At 73.1% G+C, this 25,464-nt stretch carries 24 protein-coding genes and 1 pseudogene; 11 read left to right on the top strand and 14 right to left on the bottom strand.

Features of this window, described 5'->3' with window-relative positions; translation table 11 throughout:
* Positions 1 to 79: 79 nt before the first annotated feature.
* The 5 genes from ACN9M0_RS10350 to ACN9M0_RS10330 form a co-directional block, all read right to left on the bottom strand.
* Positions 80 to 889 (bottom strand): ECF transporter S component, encoded by an 810-nt coding sequence (locus ACN9M0_RS10350; protein ID WP_366038217.1) that lies wholly within the window; start codon positions 887 to 889, stop codon positions 80 to 82.
* Between the two features lie 143 nt (positions 890 to 1,032).
* Complete coding sequence (locus ACN9M0_RS10345) at positions 1,033 to 2,808, bottom strand: ABC transporter ATP-binding protein (protein ID WP_426403474.1); 1,776 nt, start codon at positions 2,806 to 2,808, stop codon at positions 1,033 to 1,035.
* Positions 2,805 to 3,914 carry an energy-coupling factor transporter transmembrane component T gene (locus tag ACN9M0_RS10340; protein WP_399701563.1) on the bottom strand — a complete coding sequence of 370 codons (1,110 nt, stop codon included), beginning with the start codon at positions 3,912 to 3,914 and terminating at the stop codon, positions 2,805 to 2,807. Before ACN9M0_RS10340 ends, ACN9M0_RS10345 begins: the two co-directional genes overlap by 4 nt.
* Positions 3,911 to 4,591: an SCO2322 family protein gene (locus ACN9M0_RS10335; RefSeq protein WP_366038113.1), complete on the bottom strand. Its 681-nt coding sequence runs from the start codon at positions 4,589 to 4,591 to the stop codon at positions 3,911 to 3,913. The genes ACN9M0_RS10340 and ACN9M0_RS10335 overlap by 4 nt, the downstream gene beginning before the upstream one ends.
* The gene (locus ACN9M0_RS10330; RefSeq protein ID WP_366038112.1) at positions 4,588 to 5,835 is read right to left on the bottom strand and encodes a prenyltransferase/squalene oxidase repeat-containing protein; all 1,248 of its coding nucleotides are present in this window, start codon (positions 5,833 to 5,835) and stop codon (positions 4,588 to 4,590) included. The genes ACN9M0_RS10335 and ACN9M0_RS10330 overlap by 4 nt, the downstream gene beginning before the upstream one ends.
* Positions 5,836 to 6,341: 506 nt before the next feature.
* Between ACN9M0_RS10330 and ACN9M0_RS10325 the strand changes: the two are divergent.
* Positions 6,342 to 6,788: pseudogene (locus tag ACN9M0_RS10325) on the top strand (zinc ribbon domain-containing protein); the annotation flags it as partial.
* Positions 6,789 to 6,975: 187 nt separating this feature from the next.
* Here the strand turns inward: ACN9M0_RS10325 and ACN9M0_RS10320 are convergent.
* The gene (locus ACN9M0_RS10320; protein WP_399701557.1) at positions 6,976 to 8,013 is read right to left on the bottom strand and encodes an MBL fold metallo-hydrolase; all 1,038 of its coding nucleotides are present in this window, start codon (positions 8,011 to 8,013) and stop codon (positions 6,976 to 6,978) included.
* A gap of 131 nt (positions 8,014 to 8,144) precedes the next feature.
* On the opposite strand from ACN9M0_RS10320, the gene ACN9M0_RS10315 reads away from it, so the two are divergent.
* The 4 genes from ACN9M0_RS10315 to ACN9M0_RS10300 all read left to right on the top strand — a co-directional run bounded on the left by ACN9M0_RS10315 (position 8,145) and on the right by ACN9M0_RS10300 (position 11,194).
* Positions 8,145 to 9,605: an aldehyde dehydrogenase gene (locus tag ACN9M0_RS10315; RefSeq protein WP_426403473.1), complete on the top strand. Its 1,461-nt coding sequence runs from the start codon at positions 8,145 to 8,147 to the stop codon at positions 9,603 to 9,605.
* Entirely contained in the window at positions 9,605 to 9,838 is a 234-nt protein-coding gene (locus ACN9M0_RS10310) for a ferredoxin (RefSeq protein WP_366038109.1), read from the top strand. Before ACN9M0_RS10315 ends, ACN9M0_RS10310 begins: the two co-directional genes overlap by 1 nt.
* A gap of 144 nt (positions 9,839 to 9,982) precedes the next feature.
* Positions 9,983 to 10,525: a hypothetical protein gene (locus ACN9M0_RS10305; protein ID WP_426403472.1), complete on the top strand. Its 543-nt coding sequence runs from the start codon at positions 9,983 to 9,985 to the stop codon at positions 10,523 to 10,525.
* Between the two features lie 153 nt (positions 10,526 to 10,678).
* On the top strand, positions 10,679 to 11,194 hold the full coding sequence (locus ACN9M0_RS10300) for a hypothetical protein (RefSeq protein WP_366038106.1): 516 nt from the start codon (positions 10,679 to 10,681) through the stop codon (positions 11,192 to 11,194).
* Positions 11,195 to 11,286: 92 nt separating this feature from the next.
* Here the strand turns inward: ACN9M0_RS10300 and ACN9M0_RS10295 are convergent, their stop codons facing one another.
* Positions 11,287 to 11,910 (bottom strand): TetR family transcriptional regulator, encoded by a 624-nt coding sequence (locus ACN9M0_RS10295; RefSeq protein ID WP_366038105.1) that lies wholly within the window; start codon positions 11,908 to 11,910, stop codon positions 11,287 to 11,289.
* Between the two features lie 217 nt (positions 11,911 to 12,127).
* Here ACN9M0_RS10295 and ACN9M0_RS10290 point away from each other — a divergent pair, with 217 nt between their 5' ends.
* The 4 genes from ACN9M0_RS10290 (at position 12,128) to ACN9M0_RS10275 (ending at position 16,408) form a co-directional block, all read left to right on the top strand.
* The gene (locus ACN9M0_RS10290; protein WP_366038104.1) at positions 12,128 to 13,462 is read left to right on the top strand and encodes a glycosyltransferase family 4 protein; all 1,335 of its coding nucleotides are present in this window, start codon (positions 12,128 to 12,130) and stop codon (positions 13,460 to 13,462) included.
* Positions 13,463 to 13,595: 133 nt separating this feature from the next.
* Complete coding sequence (locus ACN9M0_RS10285) at positions 13,596 to 14,369, top strand: class I SAM-dependent methyltransferase (RefSeq protein ID WP_366038103.1); 774 nt, start codon at positions 13,596 to 13,598, stop codon at positions 14,367 to 14,369.
* A complete protein-coding gene (locus ACN9M0_RS10280; RefSeq protein ID WP_366038102.1) occupies positions 14,366 to 15,454 on the top strand; it encodes a prenyltransferase in 1,089 nt (362 codons plus the stop codon). Before ACN9M0_RS10285 ends, ACN9M0_RS10280 begins: the two co-directional genes overlap by 4 nt.
* Before the next feature lie 135 nt (positions 15,455 to 15,589).
* Positions 15,590 to 16,408, top strand: coding sequence for a helix-turn-helix domain-containing protein (locus tag ACN9M0_RS10275; protein ID WP_366038101.1), 819 nt, complete (start codon positions 15,590 to 15,592; stop codon positions 16,406 to 16,408).
* On the opposite strand, the gene ACN9M0_RS10270 is transcribed toward ACN9M0_RS10275, so the two are convergent.
* The 3 genes from ACN9M0_RS10270 to ACN9M0_RS10260 all read right to left on the bottom strand — a co-directional run bounded on the left by ACN9M0_RS10270 (position 16,374) and on the right by ACN9M0_RS10260 (position 18,657).
* Complete coding sequence (locus ACN9M0_RS10270; protein WP_426403471.1) at positions 16,374 to 17,279, bottom strand: hypothetical protein; 906 nt, start codon at positions 17,277 to 17,279, stop codon at positions 16,374 to 16,376. The two genes, ACN9M0_RS10275 and ACN9M0_RS10270, sit on opposite strands and share 35 nt — an antisense overlap.
* Positions 17,280 to 17,364: 85 nt before the next feature.
* Positions 17,365 to 17,820: a hypothetical protein gene (locus ACN9M0_RS10265; RefSeq protein ID WP_366038099.1), complete on the bottom strand. Its 456-nt coding sequence runs from the start codon at positions 17,818 to 17,820 to the stop codon at positions 17,365 to 17,367.
* 114 nt (positions 17,821 to 17,934) lie between these two features.
* Positions 17,935 to 18,657, bottom strand: coding sequence for a helix-turn-helix domain-containing protein (locus ACN9M0_RS10260; RefSeq protein WP_366038098.1), 723 nt, complete (start codon positions 18,655 to 18,657; stop codon positions 17,935 to 17,937).
* A 379-nt stretch (positions 18,658 to 19,036) separates the two neighbouring features.
* Here ACN9M0_RS10260 and ACN9M0_RS10255 point away from each other — a divergent pair, with 379 nt between their 5' ends.
* Positions 19,037 to 19,588, top strand: a complete 552-nt coding sequence (locus ACN9M0_RS10255; RefSeq protein ID WP_426403470.1) for a hypothetical protein — start codon at positions 19,037 to 19,039, stop codon at positions 19,586 to 19,588.
* On the opposite strand, the gene ACN9M0_RS10250 is transcribed toward ACN9M0_RS10255, so the two are convergent.
* The 3 genes from ACN9M0_RS10250 to ACN9M0_RS10240 all read right to left on the bottom strand — a co-directional run bounded on the left by ACN9M0_RS10250 (position 19,585) and on the right by ACN9M0_RS10240 (position 22,584).
* A complete protein-coding gene (locus ACN9M0_RS10250) occupies positions 19,585 to 20,595 on the bottom strand; it encodes an LLM class F420-dependent oxidoreductase (RefSeq protein WP_366038096.1) in 1,011 nt (336 codons plus the stop codon). The two genes, ACN9M0_RS10255 and ACN9M0_RS10250, sit on opposite strands and share 4 nt — an antisense overlap.
* 110 nt (positions 20,596 to 20,705) lie before the next feature.
* Positions 20,706 to 21,557, bottom strand: coding sequence for a hypothetical protein (locus tag ACN9M0_RS10245; protein ID WP_399701535.1), 852 nt, complete (start codon positions 21,555 to 21,557; stop codon positions 20,706 to 20,708).
* Between the two features lie 109 nt (positions 21,558 to 21,666).
* The gene (locus tag ACN9M0_RS10240; RefSeq protein ID WP_426403469.1) at positions 21,667 to 22,584 is read right to left on the bottom strand and encodes an N-acetylmuramoyl-L-alanine amidase; all 918 of its coding nucleotides are present in this window, start codon (positions 22,582 to 22,584) and stop codon (positions 21,667 to 21,669) included.
* 519 nt (positions 22,585 to 23,103) lie between these two features.
* Between ACN9M0_RS10240 and ACN9M0_RS10235 the strand changes: the two genes are divergently transcribed.
* Positions 23,104 to 24,768: a hypothetical protein gene (locus tag ACN9M0_RS10235; RefSeq protein WP_399701530.1), complete on the top strand. Its 1,665-nt coding sequence runs from the start codon at positions 23,104 to 23,106 to the stop codon at positions 24,766 to 24,768.
* A gap of 45 nt (positions 24,769 to 24,813) precedes the next feature.
* Here the strand turns inward: ACN9M0_RS10235 and ACN9M0_RS10230 are convergent, their stop codons facing one another.
* The gene (locus tag ACN9M0_RS10230; RefSeq protein WP_366037955.1) at positions 24,814 to 25,446 is read right to left on the bottom strand and encodes a class I SAM-dependent methyltransferase; all 633 of its coding nucleotides are present in this window, start codon (positions 25,444 to 25,446) and stop codon (positions 24,814 to 24,816) included.
* Positions 25,447 to 25,464 lie beyond the last annotated feature (18 nt).

Here is a 25,464-nt window from a genome sequence, read left to right as displayed (position 1 = left end):
TGAGGGGGGTGGGTGGCAGGGAGGCGTTTGCGCAGGTCATGCGGTGGTGTGGGGCGATTTGGTCGGTTACGCCGGTCTACTATTTCGCGTCGTACGTGACGTAGGTCCTATGGGGCGCCTCACTCCCGGAGCGCCCTTCCGGGCCCTCGAATGTGACCTGGGCCTCGAAGTTCGCCCGCCGTGTGGCCCGTCGGAGCGCCCTCAGGAGCGTCCCGCCGACCGTGAGGGTCAGGACGACCGTCAGGGCGGCGCGGCCGAGGTCCCAGCCGAGCGAGGTGGTGAGGACGTAGGCGAGGAAACGGACCAGGTTCTCTTGCAGCGGGGCACCCGGCTCGAAGGAGATCCCGCTGCTCAGGCCCTGGAGCAGGACCCAGCCCTGCAGATTCATGACCGTGCCGTACGCGAACGCCGCCACGAACCCGTACGCGGACAGCATCAGCAGCTCGGCCCGCCCCTGCAGCCGGTCAGGGCCCGGCAGCAGCCCCGCGCCCATCGTGAACCAGCCCATCGACAGCATCTGGAACGGCATCCACGGGCCCACCCCGCCCGTGAGCAGCGCCGACGCGAACATCGTCACCGAGCCCAGGACGAAGCCGAAGCCCGGCCCGAGGACCCGGCCGCTCAGCACCATCAGGAAGAACATCGGCTCCAGACCCGCCGTACCGGCGCCGAGCGGACGCAGCGCCGCGCCCACCGCCGCGAGCACGCCCAGCATCGCCACCGCCTTCGCGTCCATCCCGCAGTCCGCGATCGTCGCCACGACCACCGCGACAAGCAGCGGCAGCAGCGCTGCGAACAGCCACGGCGCGTCTCCGGCGTGCGAGGTCACGGCCGAGCCGGCGTCCGCGAAGAGGGGCCAGCAGAAGGCGATGACCCCGACGAGGGACACGAGGACGAGCGCGGCGACGGAACGCGGGCCGAGGCGGACGGGGCGGGACGACTTCGACCGTGGCTTCGCCTTCGCCTTCGCCTTCGCCTTCGGCTTCGGCGTCGGCTTCGGCGTCGGTTTCGGCTTCGGCTTCGGTTTCGGCTTCACAGGGCCGCCTCCACCTGTTCCACCGTGAGCCACGGCTGCGGCGCGAGGATCTTCGCCACCTGCGGCGAGAACGCCGGCGACGACACCACGACCTCGGCCGTCGGGCCGTCCGCGACCACCTCGCCGTCCGCGACGATCACCACCCGGTGCGCAAGCTCGGCCGCCAGCTCCACGTCGTGCGTGGCCAGCACGATCGCGTGCCCCTCCGCCGCGAGGCCGCGCAGGTGCGCGACCAGACGGGCCTTCGCCGCGTAGTCCAGACCGCGGGTCGGCTCGTCGAGCAGAAGCAGCGGCGGGCGGCCGGTCAGGACCACGGACAGCGCGAGGGCCAGCCGCTGGCCCTCGGACAGGTCGCGGGGGTGCGTGTCGTCCGCCACCCCCGGCAGCAGCTCCTCCACCAGTGCCCGGCAGGTCCCGGGCGCCGCGCCCGCGTCCGCGTCGGCCGCCGCGCACTCGGCTTCGACGGTGTCCGCGTACAGCAGGTCCCGCGGCTCCTGCGGAACCAGGCCGACCTGGCGGATCAGCTCGCGGGGCGCGGTGGTGTGCGGGGTCCGGCCCGCGATCCGGACGGTGCCGGACGTCGGCTCGATCATGCCGACGAGCGTGGACAGAAGAGTGGACTTGCCGGCGCCGTTGCGGCCCATGAGGGCCACGGTCTCGCCGCGGGCGACCTGGAGGTCGATGCGGCGGAGGGCTTCGACGCGGCCGCGGCGGACGGCGAGGCGTTCGGTGAGGACGAGGGGGGAGGTGGCGGCGGGGGCGGTGTCCTGGGTGCGGCGCCGTAGGAACGGGAAGATTCCCCCACCCCTCCCCCTACGCCCGAGGGCGTGGGGGGACCCCCACTTCCCGAAACCGGGGGCTCCGCCCCCGGACCCCCGTGCCTCAAACGCGGGCGGGGCTGGATTTCCAGACCGTCCGGCGTTCGAGGACACGGCCGCGGGCCGTACGGGAACCCCCGCAGGGGCCCGCCCCTCCAGCCGCTCCTTCAGCTCACCCGCCCGCCTCCGCGCATCCCGCACCGTCAGCGGCAGCGGATCCCAGCCCGCCAGCCTCCCCAGGCCCACCACCGGCGGGAACACCGGCGACACCGCCATGACGTCCGCCGGCGGGCCCATCACTCCCTCCGGCAGCAGCAGCACCTGGTCCGCGTACTGCACCACCCGCTCCAGGCGGTGTTCCGCCAGCAGGACCGTCGTGCCGAGGTCGTGGACCAGGCGCTGGAGGACCGCCAGGACGTCCTCCGCCGCCGACGGGTCGAGCGCGGACGTCGGTTCGTCGAGGACGAGGACCTTGGGGTGCGGGGTCAGGACCGAGCCGATCGCGACCCGCTGGCGCTGACCGCCGGACAGCGTGGCGATCGGGCGGTCGCGCAGGTCGGCGAGGCCCAGGAGGTCGAGGGTCTCCTCGACGCGGCGCCGCATGACGCCGGGCGCGAGCCCCAGGGACTCCATGCCGTAGGCGAGCTCGTCCTCGACCGTGTCGGTGACGAAGTGCGCCGACGGGTCCTGCCCCACCGTGCCCACCAGGTCAGCGAGCTCGCGCGGCGGGTGGGTGCGGGTGTCGCGGCCGTCGACGGTCACCCGGCCGGTCAGGGTGCCGCCCGTGAAGTGGGGGACGAGGCCCGACACCGCGCCGAGGAGGGTCGACTTGCCGACGCCCGAGGGGCCGACGAGGAGCACGAGCTCGCCCTCGGGGACGGTGAGGTCCACGTTCCGCAGGGTCGGTTCGGCGTCCTCCTCGTACCGCATGGAGACGTTCTCGAAGCGGATCACACGTTCTCCTTCGGTACGGGCGCCACGAACGCCGGGATCAGGCCCACCAGGACCGAGACCGCCGGCCACAGCGGCAGCTCCGGCGCCGTGAGAGGGACGACCCCCGGGTGCAGCGCCTCCGGCGCGTACGCGTTCGCCCAGATCATCAGGACCGCGACCGTCACCCCGGAGCCCGCGACCAGCCAGGCCCGCGCGTCCCAGCGGTCGGGCCGGTAGCGGGTACGGACGGTCCTGCGGCCGCCGAGCCGGAGCCCGGCCATCGCGGCGAGGAGCCCGGCGCCGAGCAGCGGAAGCCCGTACCCCGCACCCTCCGCCGCGAGCAGCCCGTACGAACCGGCGCACACGCCGAGGAGCCCGCCCAGGGTCAGGACGTTCGTGGTGCGCCGTACCGCCGCCGGGACCTGCGCCGTCCGCCCGTACCCGCGCGCGTCCATCGAGGCGGCGACGGCGATCGACCGCTCCAGGGCCCCTTCCAGGACCGGCAGGCCGATCTGGAGCACCGCCCGCACCCCGCCCGTGGGCCGGCCGCGCAGCCGGCGGGCGGTCCGCAGCCGGACCACGTCGGCGACCATGTTCGGCGCGAAGGTCATCGCCACGACGACGGCGACCCCGGCCTCGTACAGCGCCCCCGGCAGCGACTTCAGCAGCCGCGCCGGGTTGGCCAGGGCGTTCGCGGCGCCCACGCAGATCAGCAGGGTCGCCAGCTTGGCGCCGTCGTACAGCGCGAACACCAGCTGCTCGGCCGTCACCCGGCCCCCGATCCGTACCCCCTGCGCCCAGTCGGGCAGCGGCACCTCGGGCAGCGTGAACAGCACGTGCTCACCGGGGATGGGCGAGCCGAGCAGCAGCGAGAACACCACCCGCAGGGCGACCACGAACAGGCCGAGCTTCACGAACGCGCCGTACGAGCGGGCCCAGGGCGCGTCCGTGCGCCGGGCCGCCACGACGTACCCGGCGACGCCGACGAGCAGCCCGAGCAGCAGCGGGTTCGTGGTCCGGGAGGCGGCGACGGCCAGGCCGAGCGCCCACAGCCACCACGCGCCCGCGTGCAGGGCGTTGGCCCGGCTCGCCTCGGGGGCCGTGAACACGCTCCGGACCGCACTCATCCGCGCCGGCGGGCCTTCCAGATCGCCGCACCGCCGAGCGCCAGGACGGCCGCCCCGCCGACGAGCACGCCGAAGGACGGGCCGCCGTCCGAACCCTCCGAACCCTCCGAAGCGGCCGGACTCTCCGAAGCGGTGGGCGCGGCCGAGGCCGGGGTCCTCTCCGTGACCTGCTCGCCGCAGCCCCGTGCCGGGTAGCCCGCGATCCCGCACAGCATGGCCGCGCTGTCGTACCGCAGCGGCTTCGCCACCGCGGCCAGCGCCTCCGCGCCCGTCGCGTCCTCGGGGACCTGCGCGCAGCCGACCTTGATCAGCTTCTCCGGCGGGGTCTCTCCGGGCGGCGCGTCCGCCGGACCGCCGAAGTCGACGACGACCGCGATCCGCTTGGTGCCGTCCTTCTCCGCCGTGCCCCCGCAGATCCCCGGGAAGTCGGGGGCGACGGAGGGCAGGGAGGTGTCGGCCGTGCCGTTGCTGATCGCGAAGCGGAAGCCGATGGAGTCGCCGTCGGCGGGCCGGGCGGTCGCCGGGCCCTGCGTGGCGTACGCCCAGGGCTTGCCGCCGTCGCTCTCCCAGAACGACCAGTAGCGGTAGCCGGCCGCCTGCGCCGGAGCCGCCGCGAACGCGGTCAGGGTGAGGAGCGCCCCCGCCGCGGCGCCCGCGGCCCGCACCCATCCGCTCACTTCTTGCGGCCGCTCACGAGGAAGCCGATGCCGACGCCGACGACCATGCCGATGCCGATGATCCACCAGATGTCGAATCCGGCCTCGTCGTCGCTCGTGGAGGAGGCGGAGAGGTCCGGGCTCTTGGGCGCCGGGCCGGTGGCGTTGAGCTGCTCGACCAGGTCCGCCGTGCCGAACTCGCGCGGGTCCGTGTCCGTCGCGCGGGCCGCCAGGATCAGCTGCGCGTAGGCGGCCGGACCGCCCTCCTTCGCCCAGGCGGCGGAGTTCTTCTCCAGCCACACCAGGGCCGGCTCCGCCGCCCTGGTGGAGCCCGAGGCGGCGAGCGCCACGACGGCGTCGGCGGTGTTGCCGACGTCGGGCTGCTCGGTGGTGTCGGTGGCGCCCGGCATCGGCGGCAGGGTGAGGTGGCCGGTCTTCGCGAGGGCCTTCGCCAGGTAGGAGGAGCCGTTCAGGGCGGCCCGCTCGACGGTCGGCTTCGACAGGTCGGTGCAGGTCGGCGGCTGCTCGGGGGAGGCCTTGGTGGCGACGACGCTCTTGCCGAGCCCGGCCAGGGTGGCCGCCGCGGTGGCGTCGGCGTTGGCGAGGAGCTTGCCGGTCTTGTCCGGCTGGTACGCGAACGCCCCGGCGCCCTCCTTGTCGGAGCAGGGCAGGGCGAAGGCGAGGAGCGCGTCGTACGGGGTGCGGCCCTCGGCGGAGGTGAACGAACCGGGCCGCACGCCGATCGCGGCGAGCGCGCCGACGACGACCGAGGTGGAGTTCGCGTCGCTCGCGCCGCCGGCGCCGTAGCCCCAGCCGCCGTCCTTGTTCTGTACGGTCCGCAGCCAGTCGGAGCCGGCCTTGACGGCCTTGTCGATCGTCTCCGGGGCGGCGGCCTGGCGGCGCACGGCGCGGAGCGCCTGGACGGCGACGGCGGTGGCGTTGGTGTCCCGCATCGTCTTGGCGTCGCAGGCCTTCGTCGCGTCCGCGCGGTACGAGGCGAACGAGCCGTCGGCGCACTGCTGGCCCAGGAGCCAGTTCACGGACTGGTCGGCGGGCTGGTAGCCGGTGCCGCGCTGGGCGAGGAAGGCGAGCGACTGGCGCCAGACCCCGTCGTACGTCGGGTCCTTCGTGCCGTACAGGCCGGGCGGGAGGGTGACGGCGGAGGGCGACGGCGACGGCGCGGCGGAGGCCGCCCCGGCTGCTCCGGTGCCGAGCACGACTGCGGCGGCGGCGAGCGCGGCGGCGCCGCGGCGGACGGTGTTCATGGGGCCCTCTCCTGCGGCCGGGCACCGGCACGCCACGGGGGCACCAGGCTCCGGCTCCGTATTCCTCGACGGTGCCGGCGGTCACGTCCCGGACGGGGCATTCCGACTCGCCAGCCCCCGGGATCTCTCAGGGGGGCGGCTCACGGATTTGGGTGTCCCCTGCTCGAGCGAAGTCGAGAGCTCGGGGAAAGGGGCAGCGCCGGATTTCCACCGGACCTTCCCCCGTACGGGCATGATGACGACGCGCTCACTCTACCGGCCCGTACGCCCGCCGTTCCGGGGGTGCGAGGTGCCTCACACCGGGGTCGGGAACGGGTGCGGGTTACCAGCTTGGCGAGCTGAAGCTTGGGCGGGTAGTGCACGAGCAGGCGCACGTGCTTGAAGACCTCGTACCGGTCTTCGTGACGAAAGCCAAGTGAGAGTGGAGGATGAAGGCACAGTTGCCGACCAGCGCGTTCGGGTGTGCGCGGGTTCGCAGGATGGGGGCACCCCGGTTCAAGTCCCGCATTGCCGTTGAGGACCTGGCGGTGAAGGGCCTCGCCCGCACCGGGCTGGCCAAGTCCGTCCACGACGCCGGATGGTCCGCGTTCGTCGCGATGCCGGAGTGCAAGGCCGCTAGGTTCGGCCGCACCTTCCACCGCATCGGACGCTTCGAGCCGACGTCTCAGGTCTGCTCGGCCTGCGGCGTCAAGGACGGCCCCAAGCCCCTCCACGTTCGCGTGTGGGAGTGCGGAGCCTGCGGGGGCTTCCTGGACCGGGACATCAACGCGGCGGTCAACGTCGCCAAGGCCGCCGGACTGGCGGTGTCAGCCTGTCGAGCGCAGGTAAGCCGGGGACTCGTCCCCGCTCAGCGCGGCGAAGCAGGAACCCACCCGAAGCAGCGCCCGGCAACGGGGCGGCAGACGGGAATCGCCCTCCTCCAGGCGGGCGAGGACGTCAATGGATCGCGCTGATCGCCCGTACTGACCCTGCACATCCTCTGGTTCCTGTTCGTCGCCAACGGCTACGACCACACGGAGGGCGGCGGGCAGCACTGGTTGTGGTGGGTGGCCGGCCCGGTGATGGTGCTCGGCGGCGGCATCTCCCCGCTGGTCCTGATCACGGCTCTCATCCGTCTGGTCAAGGCCTGAGACCGGGTCCTCACACGGCGACGTACGTGACCGGGTCCGTGCCCGCCACCGGTTCCGCGCGGCCGAGCTTCACCAGACGGCGGACATGGGCCTCGGCCTCGCTGACGGCGATGTTGCGGGAGCCGTACGGGATCTGCTCCCAGGGGCGGTTCCACTCCATGCGCTCGGCGAGCTGCCACGGCGTGAGCGGGGTGGAGAGGAGGCCGAGGAGGCCGGTGAGGCGCTCCTCGTGGTGGTCGAGGAGTTCGCGGACCCGGCCGGCGGCGTCGGGGAAGGCGTACTGGTGGGCGGGGAGGACCTCGGCGACGCCGAGGCGGCCGATCCGTTCGAGGGAGTCGAGGTAGTCGCCGAGGGGGTCGGTGGCAGTGGCGTCGTCCGGGTCCTCGTACAGGCCGATGTGCGGGGAGATCCCGGGCAGCAGGTGGTCGCCGGAGAACAGCCGGCCGTGGCCGGGCAGCCGGGAGGGGTGCTCCTCCTCCAGGTGGAGGCAGACGTGCCCGGGGGTGTGGCCGGGGGTCCAGATCGCGCGCAGGCGCCGTCCGGCCAGGTCGAGGAGTTCGCCGGGGACGATCTCGCGGTCGGGGAGGGCCGAGCGGAGACCGGGCAGGGTCCGCATCCGGCCGGAGGCGCGGGCGGCCCGCAGCGGGGCGATGTGGTCCTCGGGGGCGCCGACGGCGGCGAGTTTGCGGGCGAGGTAGTCGAACCAGGTGCCGGGTTCGGACTCGCGGGTGCGGCGGACGACGGCCGTGTCGGCGGCGTGCATGGCGATCCAGGCCCCGGACTCCTCGCGGACCCGGCCGGAGAGGCCGTGGTGGTCGGGGTGGTGGTGGGTGATGACGACTCCGTGGATCTCCTGGACGGAGAGCCCCAACGCGGTGAGTCCGCCGGTGAGTTCGTCCCAGGAGGCCGGGTCGTCCCAGCCGGTGTCGACGAGGACCGGGCCGCGGTCGGTGTCGAGGACGTGAACGAGGGTGTGGCCCAGCGGATTGTCCGGGATGGGCACCCGCAGGGACCAGACGCCTCCGCCGTGCTCGGTCACCTGGGTCATGAGCGTCCTCATCTCTGTGTACCGGTACGGCCATTGCCCACCATAACTAGAACTGGTATCAGTTCTGAAGCATCGTCAGAAACATCCTCAGGAACTCAAGGGCAATTCCATCCCCTCGGGAGGCAGCGGTCATGACCGAGCTTGTGGAGCACGGAAAGCTGTTCATCGGCGGGGGGTTGGCCGATCCGCTCGGCGACGGGGTCATCGAGGTGATCTCCCCGCACACCGAGCAGGTCATCGGCCGTGTCCCGCACGCCTCCACGGCGGACGTCGACCGGGCCGTCGCCGTCGCCCGCCGGGCCTTCGACGAAGGGCCCTGGCCCCGGATGGCGGTCGAGGAGCGGATCGCCGTCGTCACCCGCATCAAGGACGCGATCGGCGCCCGGTACGAGGAGATCGGCCGCTCCATCAGCGCGCAGAACGGCTCCCCGTACTCCTGGTCCGTCCTCGCCCAGGCGCTCGGCGCGATGATGGTCTGGGACGCGGCGATCACCGTCGCCCGGGACTTCCCGTACGAGGAGCGGCGCGGCGGAGTCCTCGGACCGCTGCTCGTGCGGCGCGAGCCGGTGGGGGTGGTCGCGGCCGTCGTACCGTGGAACGTGCCGCAGTTCACCGCCGCCGCCAAGCTGGGGCCCGCGCTGCTCGCCGGCTGCACGGTGATCCTCAAGCCCTCGCCGGAGTCGCCCCTCGACTCGTACATCCTCGGCGAGATCGCGGCCGAGGCCGGGCTTCCGGAGGGGGTCCTGTCGATCCTTCCCGCCGACCGCGAGGTCAGCGAGTACCTCGTCGGCCACCCCGGTGTCGACAAGGTCTCCTTCACCGGCTCGGTCGGCGCCGGCAAGCGGGTCATGGAGGTCGCCTCCCGCAACCTCACCCGCGTCACCCTCGAACTGGGCGGCAAGTCCGCCGCGGTGATCCTGCCGGACGCCGACCTGGAGACCGCCGTCGCCGGGATCGTCCCCGCCGCCTGGATGAACAACGGGCAGGCGTGCGTGGCCCAGACCCGCATCCTCGCGCCCCGCGCGCGGTACGAGGAGATCGCCGAGGCGTTCGCCGCGGCGGCCGGCGCGCTCGTCGTCGGCGACCCGCTCGACCCGGCCACCCAGGTCGGCCCGCTCGTCGCCCGGCGCCAGCAGCAGCGCTCCCTCGACTACATCGGCATCGGCCAGGCGGAGGGCGCGAAGCTCCTCACCGGCGGCGGCCGCCCGGACGGCCTCGAACGGGGCTGGTACGTCGAGCCGACGCTCTTCGGCGACGTCGACAACTCCATGCGGATCGCCCGCGAGGAGATCTTCGGCCCGGTCATCTGCCTCCTGCCGTACGGGGACGAGGCCGAGGCACTGCGGATCGCGAACGACTCCGACTTCGGGCTCAGCGGCAGCGTCTGGACCGGGGACGTGGAGCACGGCATCGACTTCGCCCGGAGCGTCCGCACCGGCACCTTCAACGTCAACACCTTCAGCCTCGACATGCTCGGCCCCTTCGGCGGCTACAAGAACTCGGGTCTGGGACGGGAGTTCGGCCCGGAGGGCTTCGGCGAGTACCTGGAGCACAAGATGATCCACCTGCCGGCCGGATACGGGGACGCGTGATGGGGGACCGCTGGCACGTCGAGGTCGACCGGAGCGTCTGCATCGGCTCCGGCATGTGCGTCAACCACGCCCCGGACGGCTTCCGCCTCGACACGGCCCGCCAGTCCCACCCGCGCGACCCGGAGACCGACGCGGGCGAACGCCTCCTCGCGGCTGCGGAGGGCTGTCCGGTGGAGGCGATCCTGATCACCCTGGCGGACGGCGGCGAGCCGGTCTTCCCGCCGGAGGAGTAGCCCCCGGCGCTGTGCGACACTCCTGCGGCACCGCCGGGCGAGCCCTGCCCGGCGGTCCGTACGACAGGGGTGGGGAAGACCATGCGCAGGACGACGAGCACGACGAGAACGACCGGGGCGCGGGTCGTTGTGACCGCCGCGGCCGTGACGGTGTCCGTGGCGCTGGGTGTCACGGGGTGCGGCACGACCGACGGCGGCGGCGCGGGGAAGCCCGGCGGCGCGACCGCAGCCCCCTCCTCGGCCCGGCCCGAGGAGACCGGGCCGTTCACGAAGGAGCGGGCGCGGGCCGACGTCGACGCGGCGACCGCGGACGCCGGGGCTCCGCCCGCCGACCCGGAGTGGGCGAAGAGGTACGAGGACGCCCCGGCGGGATCGGTGAACACCTGCCTGGTCGCGTATCGCGGCTACGCCACCGAGGCCGCCCCGGTCGACCTCGGCCGGTTCGAGGCCGTGCTTCGCGAGTTGCGCGAGCGCGGCTGGCAGGAACAGCGGCCCAAGGACGGGGTCGAGCACAAGGCCGACGAGATGGGGGAGGCGGTTCTCACCAAGCGCGGCTGGTCCCTGGTGGTGGAGTTCCGGGCCCTCCCCGAGACGGACCACTACGTCAACATGATGGCCTTCGACAAGGCCTGCGTGGACAAGCACGGCGGGATCAACCCGCCGCCGGGACTCGACCTGGGCAGCTAGTGGCCGCCCCCGCCAAGCGAGTTCCACAGCCCTGACGCCGGCCGCCGTTGCGGCACCGGGCCGTTCCCTTGTGCAAAACTGTGCCCCTTGATCACGGGGGCAAGGGGCCTTCGTGCGCGCGGATTTGGGAGTGTTGTGCGCAAGGCGAAGTGGGTGGCTGCGGCTGCTGGTGTTGTTCTGCTCGTCGCCGGCTGTGGCAGCGAGGGCGGTACGGACAAGGGTGGCTCGTCCTCGGCCGGTTCGGCGGCGACGGGCGGTTCCGGCGCGGGCGGTTCGAGCGACGAGAAGCTGGACGCGGCCGCCGTCACCAAGGAGTTGACGGAGGCGGCGACCGAGGCCGGCTTCACGCAGGACTCCTCGGGCGAGGCGGTTCCCGCCGAGGCCAAGGAGTGCATGGTCAGCTGGACGGCCGACGCCGAGAAGGCCGCGGACCCGGCGAAGTCGTACGCCGGCACCGTCTCGACCCTGACCGGGACCGGCTGGACCGAGGAGCGGAGCTCCGGCGCGGGCGGCTCGACGATCAAGTCGCTGAAGAAGAGCAGTTGGAAGCTCCAGGCCAGCAACCACTCGGCGGGCCCGCTGAAGCTGGTCATGTTCGTGGCCGTCGACAGCAGCCCGGAGTGCGCGGCCGTCCTCGCGGCGAGCAACGCCAAGCCGCAGGGCTCCTGACCCCGCACCGCCCGCGCCCCCGGTAGTTCGTCCGCCGGGGGCACGGGCGGGAGACCGCGGGCATGCCGGCTCGCGCGGTCTCCGGGGCCTCCTCAGACCGCCGGCTCCGGCGCCGTCAGCTCGATCAGCCGGCAGACCGTCTCGATGTCGATCTTCACCTGTGCGATCGAGGCGCGCCCGGAGAGCCAGGTGATCAGCGCCGAGTGCCAGGTGTGCTCGATCACCCGGACCGCCGAGAGCTGGCTCGGCGTCGGGTGCTCCGCCCCCATCGCGTCCAGGATGATCGCGGTCGTCAGCCGGGAGACCGTGTCGACCTCGGGGCTCACGCTGCGGTCCGCGAAGGTCAGCGCCCGCACCATCGCGTCGGCCAGCTGCGGTTCCCGCTGGAGCGCCCGGAAGGCGCGCATCAGGGTCTCGGCGACCCGCTCCGCCGGGTCCGCGCCCGCCGGCGGCCGCTTCCGCAGCGTGGTGTGCATGTGCTGGAGCTGGTCCTGCATGGTCGCGACCAGCAGGTGGATCTTGGACGGGAAGTACCGGTAGAGCGTGCCCAGGGCCACGCCCGCCGCGTCGGCGACCTCCCGCATCTGCACGGCGTCGAAGCCGCCCCGGGCCGCGAGGTGGGCGCTGGCGTCCAGGATGCGGCGGCGCCGCGCCTCCTGGCGCTCCGTGAGGGGCGGCGACGCGGGTCTGTGGTCCGCTCTGTTGTCTGCGGTCATGTGGTCCCGTTCCGTGCGTCTTCCGTGCGGTGGGGAGCGACAGTATGGCGGCACGCCCGCCGTGGCGCGAATCACCTGTTCCGGCCCTCACCACGGAGCTACCTGCCGGTAGATTCTGTGCTCCTTGAAGGATCAAGAACGTTCAAGTCTGTAACTTGTTCTAGATTAGCGCGAGCGGTTACGCTCCGGCGAAACGCACGCTCGAAGGGGGTCGCGCATGACCGCTGAGGCCATAGAGGCAAGCCCCCGGCAGGGCGTCACCGCGGCCGGTGACAGTCCGTTGCGGATCGCTCTCCTCACGTACAAGGGGAACCCGTTCTGTGGGGGCCAGGGCGTCTACGTCCGGCACCTCTCCCGTGAGCTCGCCCGCCTCGGCCACACCGTCGAGGTCATCGGCTCCCAGCCGTACCCCGTCCTGGACGAGGGCGAGGACCTCGAGGGGCTCACGCTCACCGAGATAGCCAGCCTCGACCTCTACCGCTCGCCGGACCCCTTCCGGACCCCGAAGCGGGACGAGTACCGGGACTGGATCGACGCCCTCGAGGTCGCCACCATGTGGACCGGCGGCTTCCCCGAACCGCTCACCTTCTCCCTGCGGGCCCGGCGCATGCTCGCCGCCCGCCGCGGCGACTTCGACGTCGTCCACGACAACCAGACCCTCGGCTACGGACTCCTCGGCGGTCCGCGCGCGATCGGCGCTCCGCTCGTCACCACGATCCACCACCCCATCACCGTCGACCGGCAGCTCGAACTCGACGCCGCCGCCGACTGGAAGCGCCGCGCCTCCGTCCGTCGCTGGTACGCCTTCACCGGCATGCAGAAGAAGGTCGCCCGCCGGCTGCCGTCCGTGCTCACCGTCTCCGGCACCTCCCGCCAGGAGATCGTCGACCACCTCGGCGTCCGTGAGGACCGCATCAAGGTCGTCCACATCGGCGCCGACACCGACCTCTGGTCCCCGGACCCGTCCGTCGCCGAGGTCCCCGGCCGGATCGTCACCACCTCCAGCGCCGACGTCCCCCTCAAGGGGCTCGTCTTCCTGATCGAGGCGCTCGCCAAGCTCCGTACCGAACGCCCCGACGCGCACCTCGTCGTCGTCGGCAGGCGCGCCGAGGACGGGCCGGTCGCCCAGGCCATCGAGCGGTACGGGCTCGACGGCGCCGTCGAGTTCGTCAAGGGCATCAGCGACGCCGAGCTCGTCGACCTCGTGCGCTCCGCCCAGGTCTCCTGCGTGCCCTCGCTGTACGAGGGGTTCTCGCTGCCCGCCGCCGAGGCCATGGCCACCGGCACGGCGCTCGTCGCCACCACCGGCGGTGCGATCCCGGAGGTCGCGGGGGCCGACGGCGAGACGTGTCTGGCCGTGCCCACGGGGGACGCGGGGGCGCTGGCCGCTGCGCTCGGGCGGGTGCTTGGTGATCCTGAGCTGCGGGCCCGGCTGGGGGCGGCGGGGCGGGAACGGGTCCTGGAGCGGTTCACCTGGGCCCGTGCCGCCCAGGGCACCGCCGAGCTGTACCGCGAAGCGGTCGCCGCGCGGGCGCGCGGGGGCGCTCGGTGACCCTCGCTGCCGCTTGCCGGGTGCGGCCCGGTGGTCGGGTTGTGCCCACCCGTTCCGCCCTGCGGAACGCCTGCCCCCAACCCGCCGGCGGTCCGCGCCCACAACCTCCCGTCAACCCCGAAAGGCAGACCCCGTGCTGACCGTCGACTTCACTCGTTTCCCGCTCGCCCCCGGCGACCGTGTGCTCGACCTGGGCTGTGGTGCGGGCCGGCATGCCTTCGAGTGCTACCGGCGCGGCGCCCAGGTCGTGGCCCTCGACCAGAACGGCGAGGAGATCCGCGAGGTCGCCAAGTGGTTCGCCGCCATGAAGGAGGCCGGCGAGGCCCCCGCCGGGGCGACCGCCACCGCGATGGAGGGCGACGCCCTCAACCTGCCCTTCCCCGACGAGTCCTTCGACGTCGTCATCATCTCCGAGGTCATGGAGCACATCCCGGACGACAAGGGCGTGCTCGCCGAGATGGTCCGTGTCCTCAAGCCGGGCGGCCGGATCGCGATCACCGTGCCCCGGTACGGGCCCGAGAAGGTCTGCTGGACGCTCTCCGACGCGTACCACGAGGTCGAGGGCGGCCACATCCGCATCTACAAGGCCGACGAGCTGCTCGCCAAGATCCGGCAGGCCGGCCTCAAGCCGTACGGCACCCACCACGCGCACGCGCTGCACTCGCCGTACTGGTGGCTGAAGTGCGCCTTCGGCGTCGACAACGACAAGGCGCTGCCGGTCCGCGCGTACCACAAGCTCCTGGTCTGGGACATCATGAAGAAGCCCGCCCTGACCCGGGTCGCCGAGCAGCTGCTCAACCCGGTCGTCGGCAAGAGCTTCGTGGCGTACGCGACCAAGCCGCACTCCCCCTCGCTTCGCGGGGGGTACCCCCACCCGAAGGCCGACACCGCGGACGCGGCCAAGTGACGTCTCCCGAGCGGATCGCCGAGCACCTCGTCCTGCCCGGGGTGCTCACCGCCGAACAGGCCGCCGAGACCGTGGCCGGGATACTCGCCGTGCAGCGCGAGGACGGCGCCATCCCCTGGTTCCGCGGCCACCACCTGGACCCGTGGGACCACACCGAGGCCGCCATGGCCCTGGACGCGGCCGGCGAGCACGCCGCCGCCACCCGCGCCTACGAGTGGCTCGCCCGCCACCAGAACGCCGACGGCTCCTGGTACGCGGCCTACCACGACGGCGACCCGGACCAGGTCACCGACCGGAGCCGCGAGTCCAACTTCGTCGCGTACATCGCGGTCGGCGTCTGGCACCACTACCTCTCCACCGGCGACGACGCCTTCCTCGACCGGATGTGGCCCGTCGTCTACGCGGCCGTCGAGTTCGTCCTCGGGCTCCAGCAGCCCGGCGGCCAGATCGGCTGGAAGCGCGAGCCCGACGGCACGCCGGTGGCCGACGCCCTGCTGACCGGAAGCGCGTCGATCCACCAGGCACTGCGCTGCGCCCTCGCCATCGCCGAGGTCCGCGAGGAGCCGCAGCCCGACTGGGAGCTGGCCGCCGGGGCCCTCGGCCACGCGATCCGCCGGCACCCCGAGCGTTTCCTCGACAAGTCCCGCTACTCGATGGACTGGTACTACCCGGTCCTCGGCGGCGCGGTCACGGGGGCTGACGCGCAGGCCAGGATAGAGGCCGACTGGGACCGGTTCGTCGTCCCCGGCCTCGGCGTGCGCTGCGTGGTCCCCAACCCGTGGGTCACCGGCGGCGAGAGCTGCGAACTCGCCCTGGCCCTCTGGGCGATGGGGGAGTCCGACCGAGCCCTCACGATCCTCCAGGACATCCAGCACCTGCGCGCCGGGAACGGCATGTACTGGACGGGGTACGTCTTCGAGGGCGACACGGACGACGACAAGGCCGTGTGGCCCGAGGAGCAGACCGCCTGGACCGCGGGCTCCCTCGTCCTCGCGGTCGCGGCCCTCGGCGGCGAGGAGGCGACCGTAGCCGTCTTCGGCGGCGAGCGTCTGCCGAGCGGCCTGGACCCCGACTGCTGCGCCTGAACCCCGGCCCGGTTCCGGGCCCGACGGGTGCTCGGTGCACGCATATTCGCCTGCGCGGAGCACTCGTTGCGGCGTTCTAGGATGTGCACGTCCATGACTGGCATGGACATGCATATCAGGGAGAATCGGTCACAGATGGACCGTGCGGGGTCGGTCAAGGACCTGGCGGGCGAGCTGCTCGCGTTGAAGAAGGCGTCGGGATCCAGCTTCGTCCAGCTCAGCGAGCAGACGCACTACGCCAAGTCGTCGTGGGAGCGCTGGGTCAACGGCAAGCAGTTCCCGCCGCGCGACGCCGTGGAGCGCCTCGCCCGGCTCTGCGGGACCGATCCGACTCCGCTGCTCGCCCTCTGGGCCGAGGAGGACGCCCGGCGCACGGCACCGGAGTCCGAGGCCGGAGCCGAGTCCGTGTCCGAGACCGGAGTCGGGGCCGGGGCCGCGACGCTCCGGAAGCGCCGCGCCCTGTGGACGTCGGTCGTGCTCGCCGCCCTCCTCGTGGCGGGCGCCCTCTCCTACGTCGCGTTCTCCGGCTCCGGCGCACCGTCGGCCGCCCCTCGCCCGAAGCCCGTGGTGAAGGTCGCGGGCCCTGCCACCGGCTGCTCCCTCACCGGCTGCGAGGGACGTGACCCGAAGAAGATGAACTGCGGCGCCGACGCGGTCACCGTACGCACCGGCTCCATCCCCAAGGACCTCGTCATCGAGCTCCGTTACAGCCGTGCCTGCCGGGCCGCCTGGGGCCGGATCTCCTTCGCCCAGGTGGGCGCCACCGTCGTGGTCAACAACTCCGACGGAGCCGCCCAGGCGGACGTCGTGCACTTCGACCGGGACGTCTACACGCCGCTGATCGCGGCGCCGGACGACGGCTCGGTCTGGGTCTGCGCCGCCCTCCCGAAGAACGGCCCGCGCAGCTGCACCGGCCGCTTCATTCCGAGCGAGGAGAAGGCGCAGCAGCCTTAGCCGCGAGCACCTCGCGGGCGGCCCTGTCCTGGCGGGCCACGAGGGCCGTCCAGTCCTTGGCCACGGCCGGGTTCCGGTCCAGCCAGGCCTGCTGGACGGCGGCGAGCCGGGTGTACGCGGTGTCGAGGTAGCCCGTCTCGTCCTTGCAGCGCAGATCCGCCGCCAGGGCGGTACTGGACGCCCTGGCCTCCAGGGTGTGCAGGGAGGCGAGGAGCTGCGCGGGGCCGGGCCCGGGGAACCCGGCCCGGTCCATGCACGTCCGCCACCGCGCCGTCACGGCCTTGAACGCGGGATCCTTCTCCACGTCGCCACGGGCGTGTTCCTGCGCCTCGAAGAGCATGATCCGTACCTGGAGCCACCGCATCCGGCCGTCGCCGAGGACGCGCTTCTCGGCCTCGGCGAGGCAGCCGTTGCCCGGCCGGGACACGCTCATCGTGGTCCCCTTGGCGGTGACCCGCTTGGTCTCATCTCCGAACAACGCCTTGCTGTACGCCTCGGTGCTCTCCGGGCTGCCCGGCTTCGGAGGTGTGTCGGGCGCGGGCGGGGCGGACTCCGCGGGCCTCGTGGCCGACTCCAGGCCGAACGGCTGGGGCAGCTGGTCGTCGCCCTCCGTCGCCTCCGCCCCGGGGACGGGGGCGTACCGGAATCCGCGCTTCGCCATGCAGGTGACGGCGAACTGCCGCTGGGCTTCGTGGCTGCGGGCGTTCGAGGTGAACAGGAGCTCGGTGACCGGGGGCCGCCGGTGCAGCTCCGCCGTGTCGATCCGGGTGGCGGAGGCGGTCCGGTGGTCCGGTTCCGGCGTCGTGCCGCACCCGGAGAGCGCCGCCGCACCGACGGCGAGACCGAGCGCGAGTACGAGCGTCTTCCGCATCAGCGAGCTGCCTTTCGGAGGGGTGATGGGCGTGTCGGGGCCCGGCGCACCCCCGTGTCGCCGGGCCCCGGATCACGTCGGTCGGTCAGAAGCAGGGGATGCTGGTCGTGGAGCGGACCCGCAGGGAGGTGGCCTCGCCCGCCCGGCCCGAGCCGTTGCCGTCGACGCCGTCGTCGTCGAGCTGCCAGGAGTCGACCGAGCTGCCGGGGTTCACGCAGAACAGCAGCCCGCCGGTGTAGTCGAGGTCCCGGTAGTAGTGGCTCTCGTAGCCGCTGTTGCTGGAGTTGCTGGCGGCGTGGACGTCGTCGTTCACGACGTTTCCGTAGACGTCGAAGTAGTCGTTCCTGAAGTCGCCGTCGCTGTTGAAGAACGCGTGCTTGTTGTTGTTCGCGATGGAGGCCGAGAAGACGCAGTGGTAGCCGGACGGGCAGTTGGGGCCGGCGGCCGCCTGACCCGCCGTCGCCACTCCGCCCGCGACGATCAGCGCCGTCGCGCCGAGGGCGGCCGCGGCCCGCTTGCGGAACCCAGTGATGCTGCTCATGCTCTGATCCACCTTCTCGTCGTGAGCGACCCCGCGGGTCGCGCGCGCAGCAAGGCTGACATCCGCCGCGCGACCCCGTATTGGACAAAAGCGCACCCCGCGCAGTGGCCTGTTTCAACCGGCCAGCCACGCGCTCGCGCCGCTCCCGGCCGCCAGGAAGCGGCCCGGCGGCATGCCCGTCATCGCCGTGAACTCGCGGCTCAGATGGGACTGGTCGTAGAACCCGCAGTCGGCCGCGACGACGGCGGCCCCGCCGCCCGCGCCCAGCAGCCGGATCGCCCGGTTGAGCCGCAGGACGCGGGAGAGGCGCTTCGGACTGAGGCCGACCTGCTCGCGGAAGCGGTTCTCCAGGTGCCGCAGGCTCCAGCCAGTCCTGGCGGCGAGCTCCCCGATCGGCAGCGAACCGGCCGTGCGGTCGAGCAGCCGCCACGCCTCCAGGACGGCGGGGGACGGCTCGTGGGACGGTGCGGCGCCGGTCGTCCAGCGCAGCAGGGCCTCGTCGAGCAGGGCGAAGCGTTCGCGCCACCCCGGAGCCGCCTCCAGGGCCGCGCCGAGGCCGCGGACCCGGTCGCCCAGGACGTCCGCCGGGTCCGTGACGGTGTCCGCGAGCTCCCCGAGGGTGGCGCCGAAGAGGCGGTACGCCGCCCAGGGCGCGAGGGTGAGCTCCACCCCGTGGAGGTCACCCTGGTGGCGGAGGACCCTGGCCCGCGTGTGCAGACCGGACACCACCGAGGTGTGCGCCGACGCCGAGGCCCCCGCCGCGCCGCGGCCCGTCCGGCCGAGCCGCATCTCGCTGCCGAACCCGATGAGCAGGGACACCCTCCCGGTCGGCACCACGAGCCGCTCCTGCGGGACCCCCGCCGTCGACCGGAATCCGCGGTACACGCCGACGCCCGGCCGGAGCCGGGCGTCGGGCCTCCCGTAGAACCACTGACAGTTTCCCGATGCGCAGACGCGACGTCTCACCCTCACACCCTTCCGAGTCCGGAGCCGTCCCGGACCGACCTTCACGACCACTGTCGGATCGGTCCGGACGAGGGGCCAGAGGCGTCGGCGTCCCAGGGATGCGGAGGGACGTCCCACGCTCCTGACCTGCGAGGACGTCGGTAGAGAGGGATGTGTGGACAGGCTGCGGCCACTCGTTCGGGGCCGCCCGGGTAGCCGCGCGGAGGCCCCCGGGCGAGGCTGGCGCCACAGTCTCCAGGGAGGTCTCGTCGTGCCCAGAAGTGTTTCGCGCGGAGTCGTGGCGCTGCTGCTGTCCAGCACCCTGCTCCTGACCACCGCCGCCTGCAACGGCGACGACACGCAGAGCGCGAGCGCTGCCTCGACCCCGACGGCCTCCGCGAGCTTCGAGCAGCAGAAGCTGGCGAAGACGCGGTTCGTGGCCAACGCCGGTCTGGCCGCGGGCGCCACGTACCAGTGGATCGTGAAGCCCTACCGCGCGGGCAAGTTCAAGAAGGGCGCGGACGGCCGGACGTTCGCCCTGGTGAAGGCGGGCCTCGCGGGCGCGTTCACGTACAACCGGCTCAAGGCGGCGCTGAACAACGCCAAGGGCGACCCGCTGCTCTCGAAGGCGGTCGCGCCGCTCTCCGCCGGGATCGAGTCGCTCAAGGACCTGGGGACGAAGCTCCGCAAGGGCGAGGTGGGCGACGCGGACGTCGGCGCCTTCGAGAACGTCATCAACAGCGTGAAGGACGCGGGCAAGAGCGCCGGCGCCGAGGTCGTGGACAAGGTCCCCAGCGCCTCACAACTCAGCGGCGGAAATTAGGAGTCGAGCTCTGCCAGCAGGCGGAGCGTGGCGGGGTCCGGTGCGGTGACCAGCAGGTCCGTCACGGGGCCCCGCCGCCATCTCTCCAGGCGCTCGGCGATCCGCTCCCGGGGGCCGACCAGCGAGATCTCGTCCGCGAAGGCGTCCGGTACGGCGAGCACCGCCTCCTCGCGCCGGCCCGCCGCGAACAGCTCCTGGATGCGGCGGGCCTCCTTCTCGTACCCCATGCGCCCCATCAGGTCGGCGTGGAAGTTGCGGGCCGCGTGCCCCATGCCGCCGATGTAGAAGCCGAGCATCGCCTTGACCGGCAGCAGCCCGGCCGCCACGTCCTCGCAGAGCTGCGCCCGGACCATGGGCGCGACGACGAAGCCCGCCGGGAGCGCGTCCGGCAGGGCGTACACCTCGGCCCAGCGGTCGGGCGTCCAGTAGAGCGGCAGCCAGCCGTCGGCGATGGCGAGGGTCTGCGCGATGTTCTTGGGGCCCTCGGCGCCGAGCAGGACGGGGACGTCGGCCCGCAGCGGGTGCGTGATCGGCTTGAGGGCCTTGCCGAGACCGGTGCCGTCCGGGCCGTTGTACGGGTGGGAGTGGTGGCGTCCGTCGAGCCGGACGGGGGCCTCGCGGCGCAGGACCTGACGGACCACGTCCACGTACTCGCGGGTCGCGGTCAGCGGGGAGCGGGGGAAGGGGCGCCCGTACCAGCCCTCGACGACCTGCGGGCCGGACAGGCCGAGTCCGAGCAGTACGCGCCCGCCGGAGAGGTGGTCGAGCGTGAGCGCGTGCATCGCGGTCGTGGTGGGCGCGCGGGCGGCCATCTGTGCGACGGCGGTGCCCAGCCTGATGCGGCTGGTGTGCGCGGCGATCCAGGTCAGCGCGGTGAAGGCGTCGGAGCCCCAGGCCTCGGCGGTCCACACGGAGTCGTAGCCGAGCCGCTCGGCCTCGCGGGCGAGGTCGAGGTGGGCGGGGGAGGGGCCGCGGCCCCAGTAGCCGAGGGCGAGTCCGAGTCGCATGCCCGCATCCTTTCTGACGCTTCGTCAGTTCGTGCGATGCGGGGACTGTACGCCAACGGCCCCTCGCCCGGAAGGGATTCCGGACGGGGGGCCGCTGTCGTGCCGGTGTACTAGCCGCGCTGGATGCCCGTGGTGTCCTGCAGGACACCACGACGGCCGTCCTGCGTCTGGGCCACCAGGCCCGGACCGCGCTGCTCGACCGCCAGGTACCAGGTACCCGGGGCCAGTTCGGCGATCGGCGCCTGCGAGCCGTCCTCCGCGTACAGCGGACGCGCGACCGGGACCGCGAACCAGAACGGCGCGAAGTCCGCGGCCGACTGCGGGGCCGGAGCGGCGGCCTGCGGCTCGGGCTGCTTCGGGGCCTGCGGCTGCGGAGCGGCGGCCTGCGCGCCGAACGGCTGGCCCTGCGAGGGGTCCTGCGGCGCGCCGTACGGCTGCTGCTGCGCACCCGGGTAGCCGTAGCCGCCGGGGACGCCCGGCTGACCCGGCTGGCCCCCCTGCATGCCGTACGGCTGCGGGGTCTGCGGCTGGGGCGCGCCGACGAGCGGGGCCTGGAGGGCGGGGACCAGCGGACCGGCGACGGCGGCACCGGCCACCAGCAGGGCGGCGATCAGGCCGAGGACCAGACCGGCGCCGGCGTTGTCCGCCTCGAAGATCCACATGAGGAGGGTCCAGGCGGCGGCGACGGTGAACGCGGCACCGACCTGACCGAGCTCGAGACCGACCACCTTGCGCGGCTGCGGCAGGGAGCGGGAGACGACGACGAGGGCGGCGCCGGCGATGCCGACGAAGAAGGAGCCCCAGCCGAGGTACGAGATCTCCCACGAGTTCGTGGTGGGGACGTTGCGGCAGATGTCGGCACCGGCATCACAGCCGGCGACGGAGAGGAACGAGGCGATGAACAGCACCACCGCTGCACCGATCAGCACGCCATCGCCTCGGGTGAGGGAGCGGATATTCACGTAAGAGTCCTTCGTCGGGTCGTCAGTCGTCGCGTCTGGGGTGGCGCTCAGGTTCATGGCACGGGGGGCGGGGCCCCATCGTACGGAGCGAATCTATCGCCCGCCGGTTCTACCCCTCGAGGTAGGTGGCGATGCCGTCCGCCAATCCCTGCGCCGCCTTCTGCCGCCACGTCGACGACGTGAGCAGCTGTGCGTCCTTGGGATCACGCATATTGCCGCATTCGACGAAGACCTTGGGGACGGTCGAGAGATTGAGGCCGCCCAGGTCGTCCCGTACGTCCAACCCCGTACCGGAACCGATGTAGTTGGCGGGCGAGGTTCCGGTGGCGCGCGCGAACCGGTCCACGATCCGCTCGCCGAGGACGCGGGAAGGGGCGACGATCTTCGCGGTGTCGGCGGAGCCCGCGCGGACCTTCGCGGGCAGGATCACATGGAAGCCGCGGTGGCCGGCGGCCGAACCGTCCGCGTGGACGGAGACGACGGCGTCGGCACGGGCGGCGTTGCCGGTCCTGGCCCGCTCGTCGATGCACGGGCCCCAGGCGCGGTCGCCGTCATGGGTGAACACGACCTTGGCGCCGCGCGCGGTGAGGAGGTCCCGCAGCCGGTGGGAGACGTCGAGGGTGAACGAGGCCTCGGTGTAGCCCGCGTTCGTGGACGTGCCGGTGGTGTCGCACTCCTTGCGGGTCGTCCCGATATTCACCTTCTGGTTGATTTCGGATGAATGGCGGAAGTTACCGGAGTTGTGGCCGGGGTCGATCACGACGGTCCGTCCGGCGAGCGAGCCGCTTCCCCGGGCGGGAACCGGCGAGTGGCTGGGCCCGGCCGCCGGTCCCGAGGCGAACGGCGGCCGGGACTGCGTCCCGCTCTCGCCCTGGGTCGCGGTCCGGCTCTCCTGGGCGCTCCCGGCCTTCCCGGACGGTGGTGAGGCCTGGGAGCTCGCGCAGCCGGCGAGCACGGCGCAGCAGCCCGTGGCGGCGAGAGCGAGGGCGAGGGTACGGCGGGCGGTGTTCCGGTGGTCGTACGGCACCCCGCGACTTTAGGCCCTGTGCGGGGGGAAACGCCGCAGCGGTCACGTCGCAGGTTCGTCACCGCTTCGCGGAACGGTGGACGCGTGTGAGCGAACCGTGAAGGGTAGGTGGGAAGAGGCGACGGTGGGGTGTCACCGCGCATGGACCCACGAGGGGGAACCGTGGTGGGGGAAGAACCGAACGACGCACGTCCCGAGCCGAACGACAGACCTCCGGGTGACGGCGGCTCGGACCAAGGGAGTCAGGGGGCTCCGGGCGCGCCTGCCGGGGCGCCTTCGCGCGCGCCTGCCGGGGCGTCCGAGCCGCCTTGGGCCGCTCCGAAGCCGGCGGCCCCGGCGGCTCCTGTTCCGGCTGCACCGGCTGCGGCTCCGGCGGATCCCGCCGCCGCCCCGGGCGCGGGAACGCCCACGCTCGCCTTCGGCCCGCCGCCCGGTGCGGGGGCCGGCGCAGGGGCCGGTGCGGGAGCCGGTGCGGGGGCCGAGGCCGTTCCGTCCGCGGCCGCCGCACCGTCCGGTGCCGTGCCCGGCGCCGCCGCGCCCGGGCCCGCGACCGCGCCCGGCTGGGCGGGATCCGGGACCGCGCCGCCACCGCCCGGCGCGCCGCCCGGCTTCGGCCCGCCGCCGGGGTACGGCCCGCCCGGCTACGGCCCGCCCCCCGGGTACGGCGCCCAGCCGCCCGCGCAGCCCCCCGGCGACGCGAACCCGGCGCAGGCCGCCATGATCGGCCTCCTCAACCTCTCCTGCCTCGGCCTCGGCTACGTCCTGCTGCGGAACTGGATCGGCGCCGCGCTCTGCTGGCTCGCCACCGCCGCCCTCCTCGTGGTCGCGCTCCCCGCCGACGTCGACGGCGTGCCCTTCGGCCTCCTCGTCGGCTACGGCGTCTTCCTGCTCGCCGTCGCCGCCGACGGCGCCCGGCGCGGACTGCGCTCCACGCTCCGCGTCGGCGCCTCCTTCCGCCGCCTGGCGCTGCCGCTCGCGCTCGTGCTGCTCGCCGTGCCCGCGGGCGGTTCGCTCGCGTACGGGGCGGCCCGCGACGAGGCGAAGGAGCAGGCGCTGCTCGAACGCCTCGCGGCGGCGGACACGCTGGTGAAGTCCGCCGACGGCCTCGCCTTCGACAAGGCCGAGCCGACGTTCCGCAAGGCGCTCGACACGTACGAGGACCTCGGCACGAAGCACGCGGGCTCGCGGGCCGGGAAGCTCGTCCCCGACCGCCTCGACGCGTACTACAAGACGGTCTCCGCGCCGTACGGGAAGAAGCGGTACTGCGAGGCCGTACCGCCGCTCAAGCACCTGCGGGAGCTCCCGGCCACCGTGGACAAGGAGCTGCTCGGATCCCGGCCCGCCAAGACCGACGAGCCGCTGGCCGAGTCGCTGTACGAGTGCGGGACGGCCGCGCTCGGCGTGCAGACCGCGAATCCGCCGGCGAGCGAGAGCCTCAACGCGCTCCTCGACACCTTCCCGAAGTCGGCCCAGGCGACCCGCGTCGAACCGGCCGTCCGGGCCGCGATCAAGACCCGGACCAGCGCCCTCACCGGCGCCGAGCCCTGCGACGCCACCGAGCAGCTGCGCGCGCTGCGCTCCTCGCTCGACAACATGCCGGACCCGTCCCTCGAAAGCGCGTCGAAGGAAGCGGCGGCGGGGGTCCAGAAGGGCGACTTCGCCTGCGGGACCGACCAGTTCAAGGACAAGGAGTTCAGCTCCGCGGCCACGACCATGACCGACTACGCCAAGGCGTACCCGAACAGCCCGCAGGCCGCCCACGCCCGCTCGATCGCCATCGCCGCCGAGATCGCCGAGGAGGAGCCCGCGGCCGGCCGGAGCCTCCCTCCGGCGGAGGTCCCCGGCGGCGGCCGCATGGTCATGGTGGTGAGCAACGACGGCCCCGGTGAGGTCGAGCTGCTCTACACGGGCCCGATGACCGGCAAGGTCACCCTCAAGGCGTGCGGGACCTGCACGAAGTACAAGACCCCGCTGCTCGTGAACTCCCCGAAGATCAAGGCCTGCTCGGGGCCGTCCTCGAAGTACCCGAAGACGACCCTGCTGCTGCCCGCCGGCGACTACCACTTCCTCCAGAAGCGGGCGGCCACCGGCACCTCGACGGCGGGGGACACCAAGTCGAGCAACACCAAGATCGAACCGGGCTACAGCTACACCAACTGCCTGTACGTGACCTCACTGTTCTGACCGCTTCGGAGGGTGCCGGGCGGGCGCCGTCCGCGCGTCCGCCGACTAGCCCACGCGGCGCAGGACCCGCAGTGAGTCCGTGACCGAGATCTCCTCGAAGTCGCCCGACTCCAGGGCGCGGAGGTAGATCCGGTACGGCGCCTGACCGCCGTCCTCCGGGTTCGGGAAGACGTCGTGGATGACGAGCAGGCCCCCGGGGGCGACCTTGGGGGCCCAGCCCTCGTAGTCGTTCGTGGCGTGCTCGTCGGTGTGCCCGCCGTCGACGAAGACGAGGCCGAGCTGCCCGCCCCACACCTTCGCGACCTGCGGCGAGCGCCCGACCACGGCGATCACGTGCTCCTCCAGGCCCGCCTTGCGCAGGGTCCGGCGGAAGGTCGGCAGGGTGTCCATGAGGCCCACCTCCGGGTCGACCACGGTCGCGTCGTGGTACTCCCAGCCCGGCTGCTGCTCCTCGCTGCCGCGGTGGTGGTCCACGGTCACCGCGACCGTGCCCGCCTGCCGGGCCACGTCGGCGAGCAGGATCGTGGACCGCCCGCAGTACGTCCCGACCTCCAGGAGCGGCAGCCCCAGCTTCGCCGCCTCGGTGGCCGCCTCGTACAGGGCGAGCCCCTCCCCGACGGGCATGAAGCCCTTCGCGGCCTCGAAGGCGGCAAGGATCTCGGGCGCGGGCACGGACATGGTGACTCCTACTGGCGG

The organism is Streptomyces sp. R-07, from assembly GCF_049913175.1.
Taxonomy (GTDB): domain Bacteria; phylum Actinomycetota; class Actinomycetes; order Streptomycetales; family Streptomycetaceae; genus Streptomyces.
Note: the sequence above shows the minus strand (reverse complement) of the source record. Positions and strands in the feature narration are given on the sequence as shown.

Excerpts from the sequence above, each read along its gene's own strand:
- ACN9M0_RS10340 (WP_399701563.1), bottom strand. The coding sequence starts at position 3,914 with ATGAGTGCGGTCCGGAGCGTGTTCACGGCCCCCGAGGCGAGCCGGGCC.
- ACN9M0_RS10330 (WP_366038112.1), bottom strand. The coding sequence starts at position 5,835 with ATGAACACCGTCCGCCGCGGCGCCGCCGCGCTCGCCGCCGCCGCAGTC.
- ACN9M0_RS10320 (WP_399701557.1), bottom strand. The coding sequence starts at position 8,013 with ATGACCCAGGTGACCGAGCACGGCGGAGGCGTCTGGTCCCTGCGGGTG.
- ACN9M0_RS10315 (WP_426403473.1), top strand. The coding sequence starts at position 8,145 with ATGACCGAGCTTGTGGAGCACGGAAAGCTGTTCATCGGCGGGGGGTTG.
- ACN9M0_RS10310 (WP_366038109.1), top strand. The coding sequence starts at position 9,605 with ATGGGGGACCGCTGGCACGTCGAGGTCGACCGGAGCGTCTGCATCGGC.
- ACN9M0_RS10295 (WP_366038105.1), bottom strand. The coding sequence starts at position 11,910 with ATGACCGCAGACAACAGAGCGGACCACAGACCCGCGTCGCCGCCCCTC.
- ACN9M0_RS10290 (WP_366038104.1), top strand. The coding sequence starts at position 12,128 with ATGACCGCTGAGGCCATAGAGGCAAGCCCCCGGCAGGGCGTCACCGCG.
- ACN9M0_RS10275 (WP_366038101.1), top strand. The coding sequence starts at position 15,590 with ATGGACCGTGCGGGGTCGGTCAAGGACCTGGCGGGCGAGCTGCTCGCG.
- ACN9M0_RS10270 (WP_426403471.1), bottom strand. The coding sequence starts at position 17,279 with ATGCGGAAGACGCTCGTACTCGCGCTCGGTCTCGCCGTCGGTGCGGCG.
- ACN9M0_RS10265 (WP_366038099.1), bottom strand. The coding sequence starts at position 17,820 with ATGAGCAGCATCACTGGGTTCCGCAAGCGGGCCGCGGCCGCCCTCGGC.
- ACN9M0_RS10250 (WP_366038096.1), bottom strand. The coding sequence starts at position 20,595 with ATGCGACTCGGACTCGCCCTCGGCTACTGGGGCCGCGGCCCCTCCCCC.
- ACN9M0_RS10230 (WP_366037955.1), bottom strand. The coding sequence starts at position 25,446 with ATGTCCGTGCCCGCGCCCGAGATCCTTGCCGCCTTCGAGGCCGCGAAG.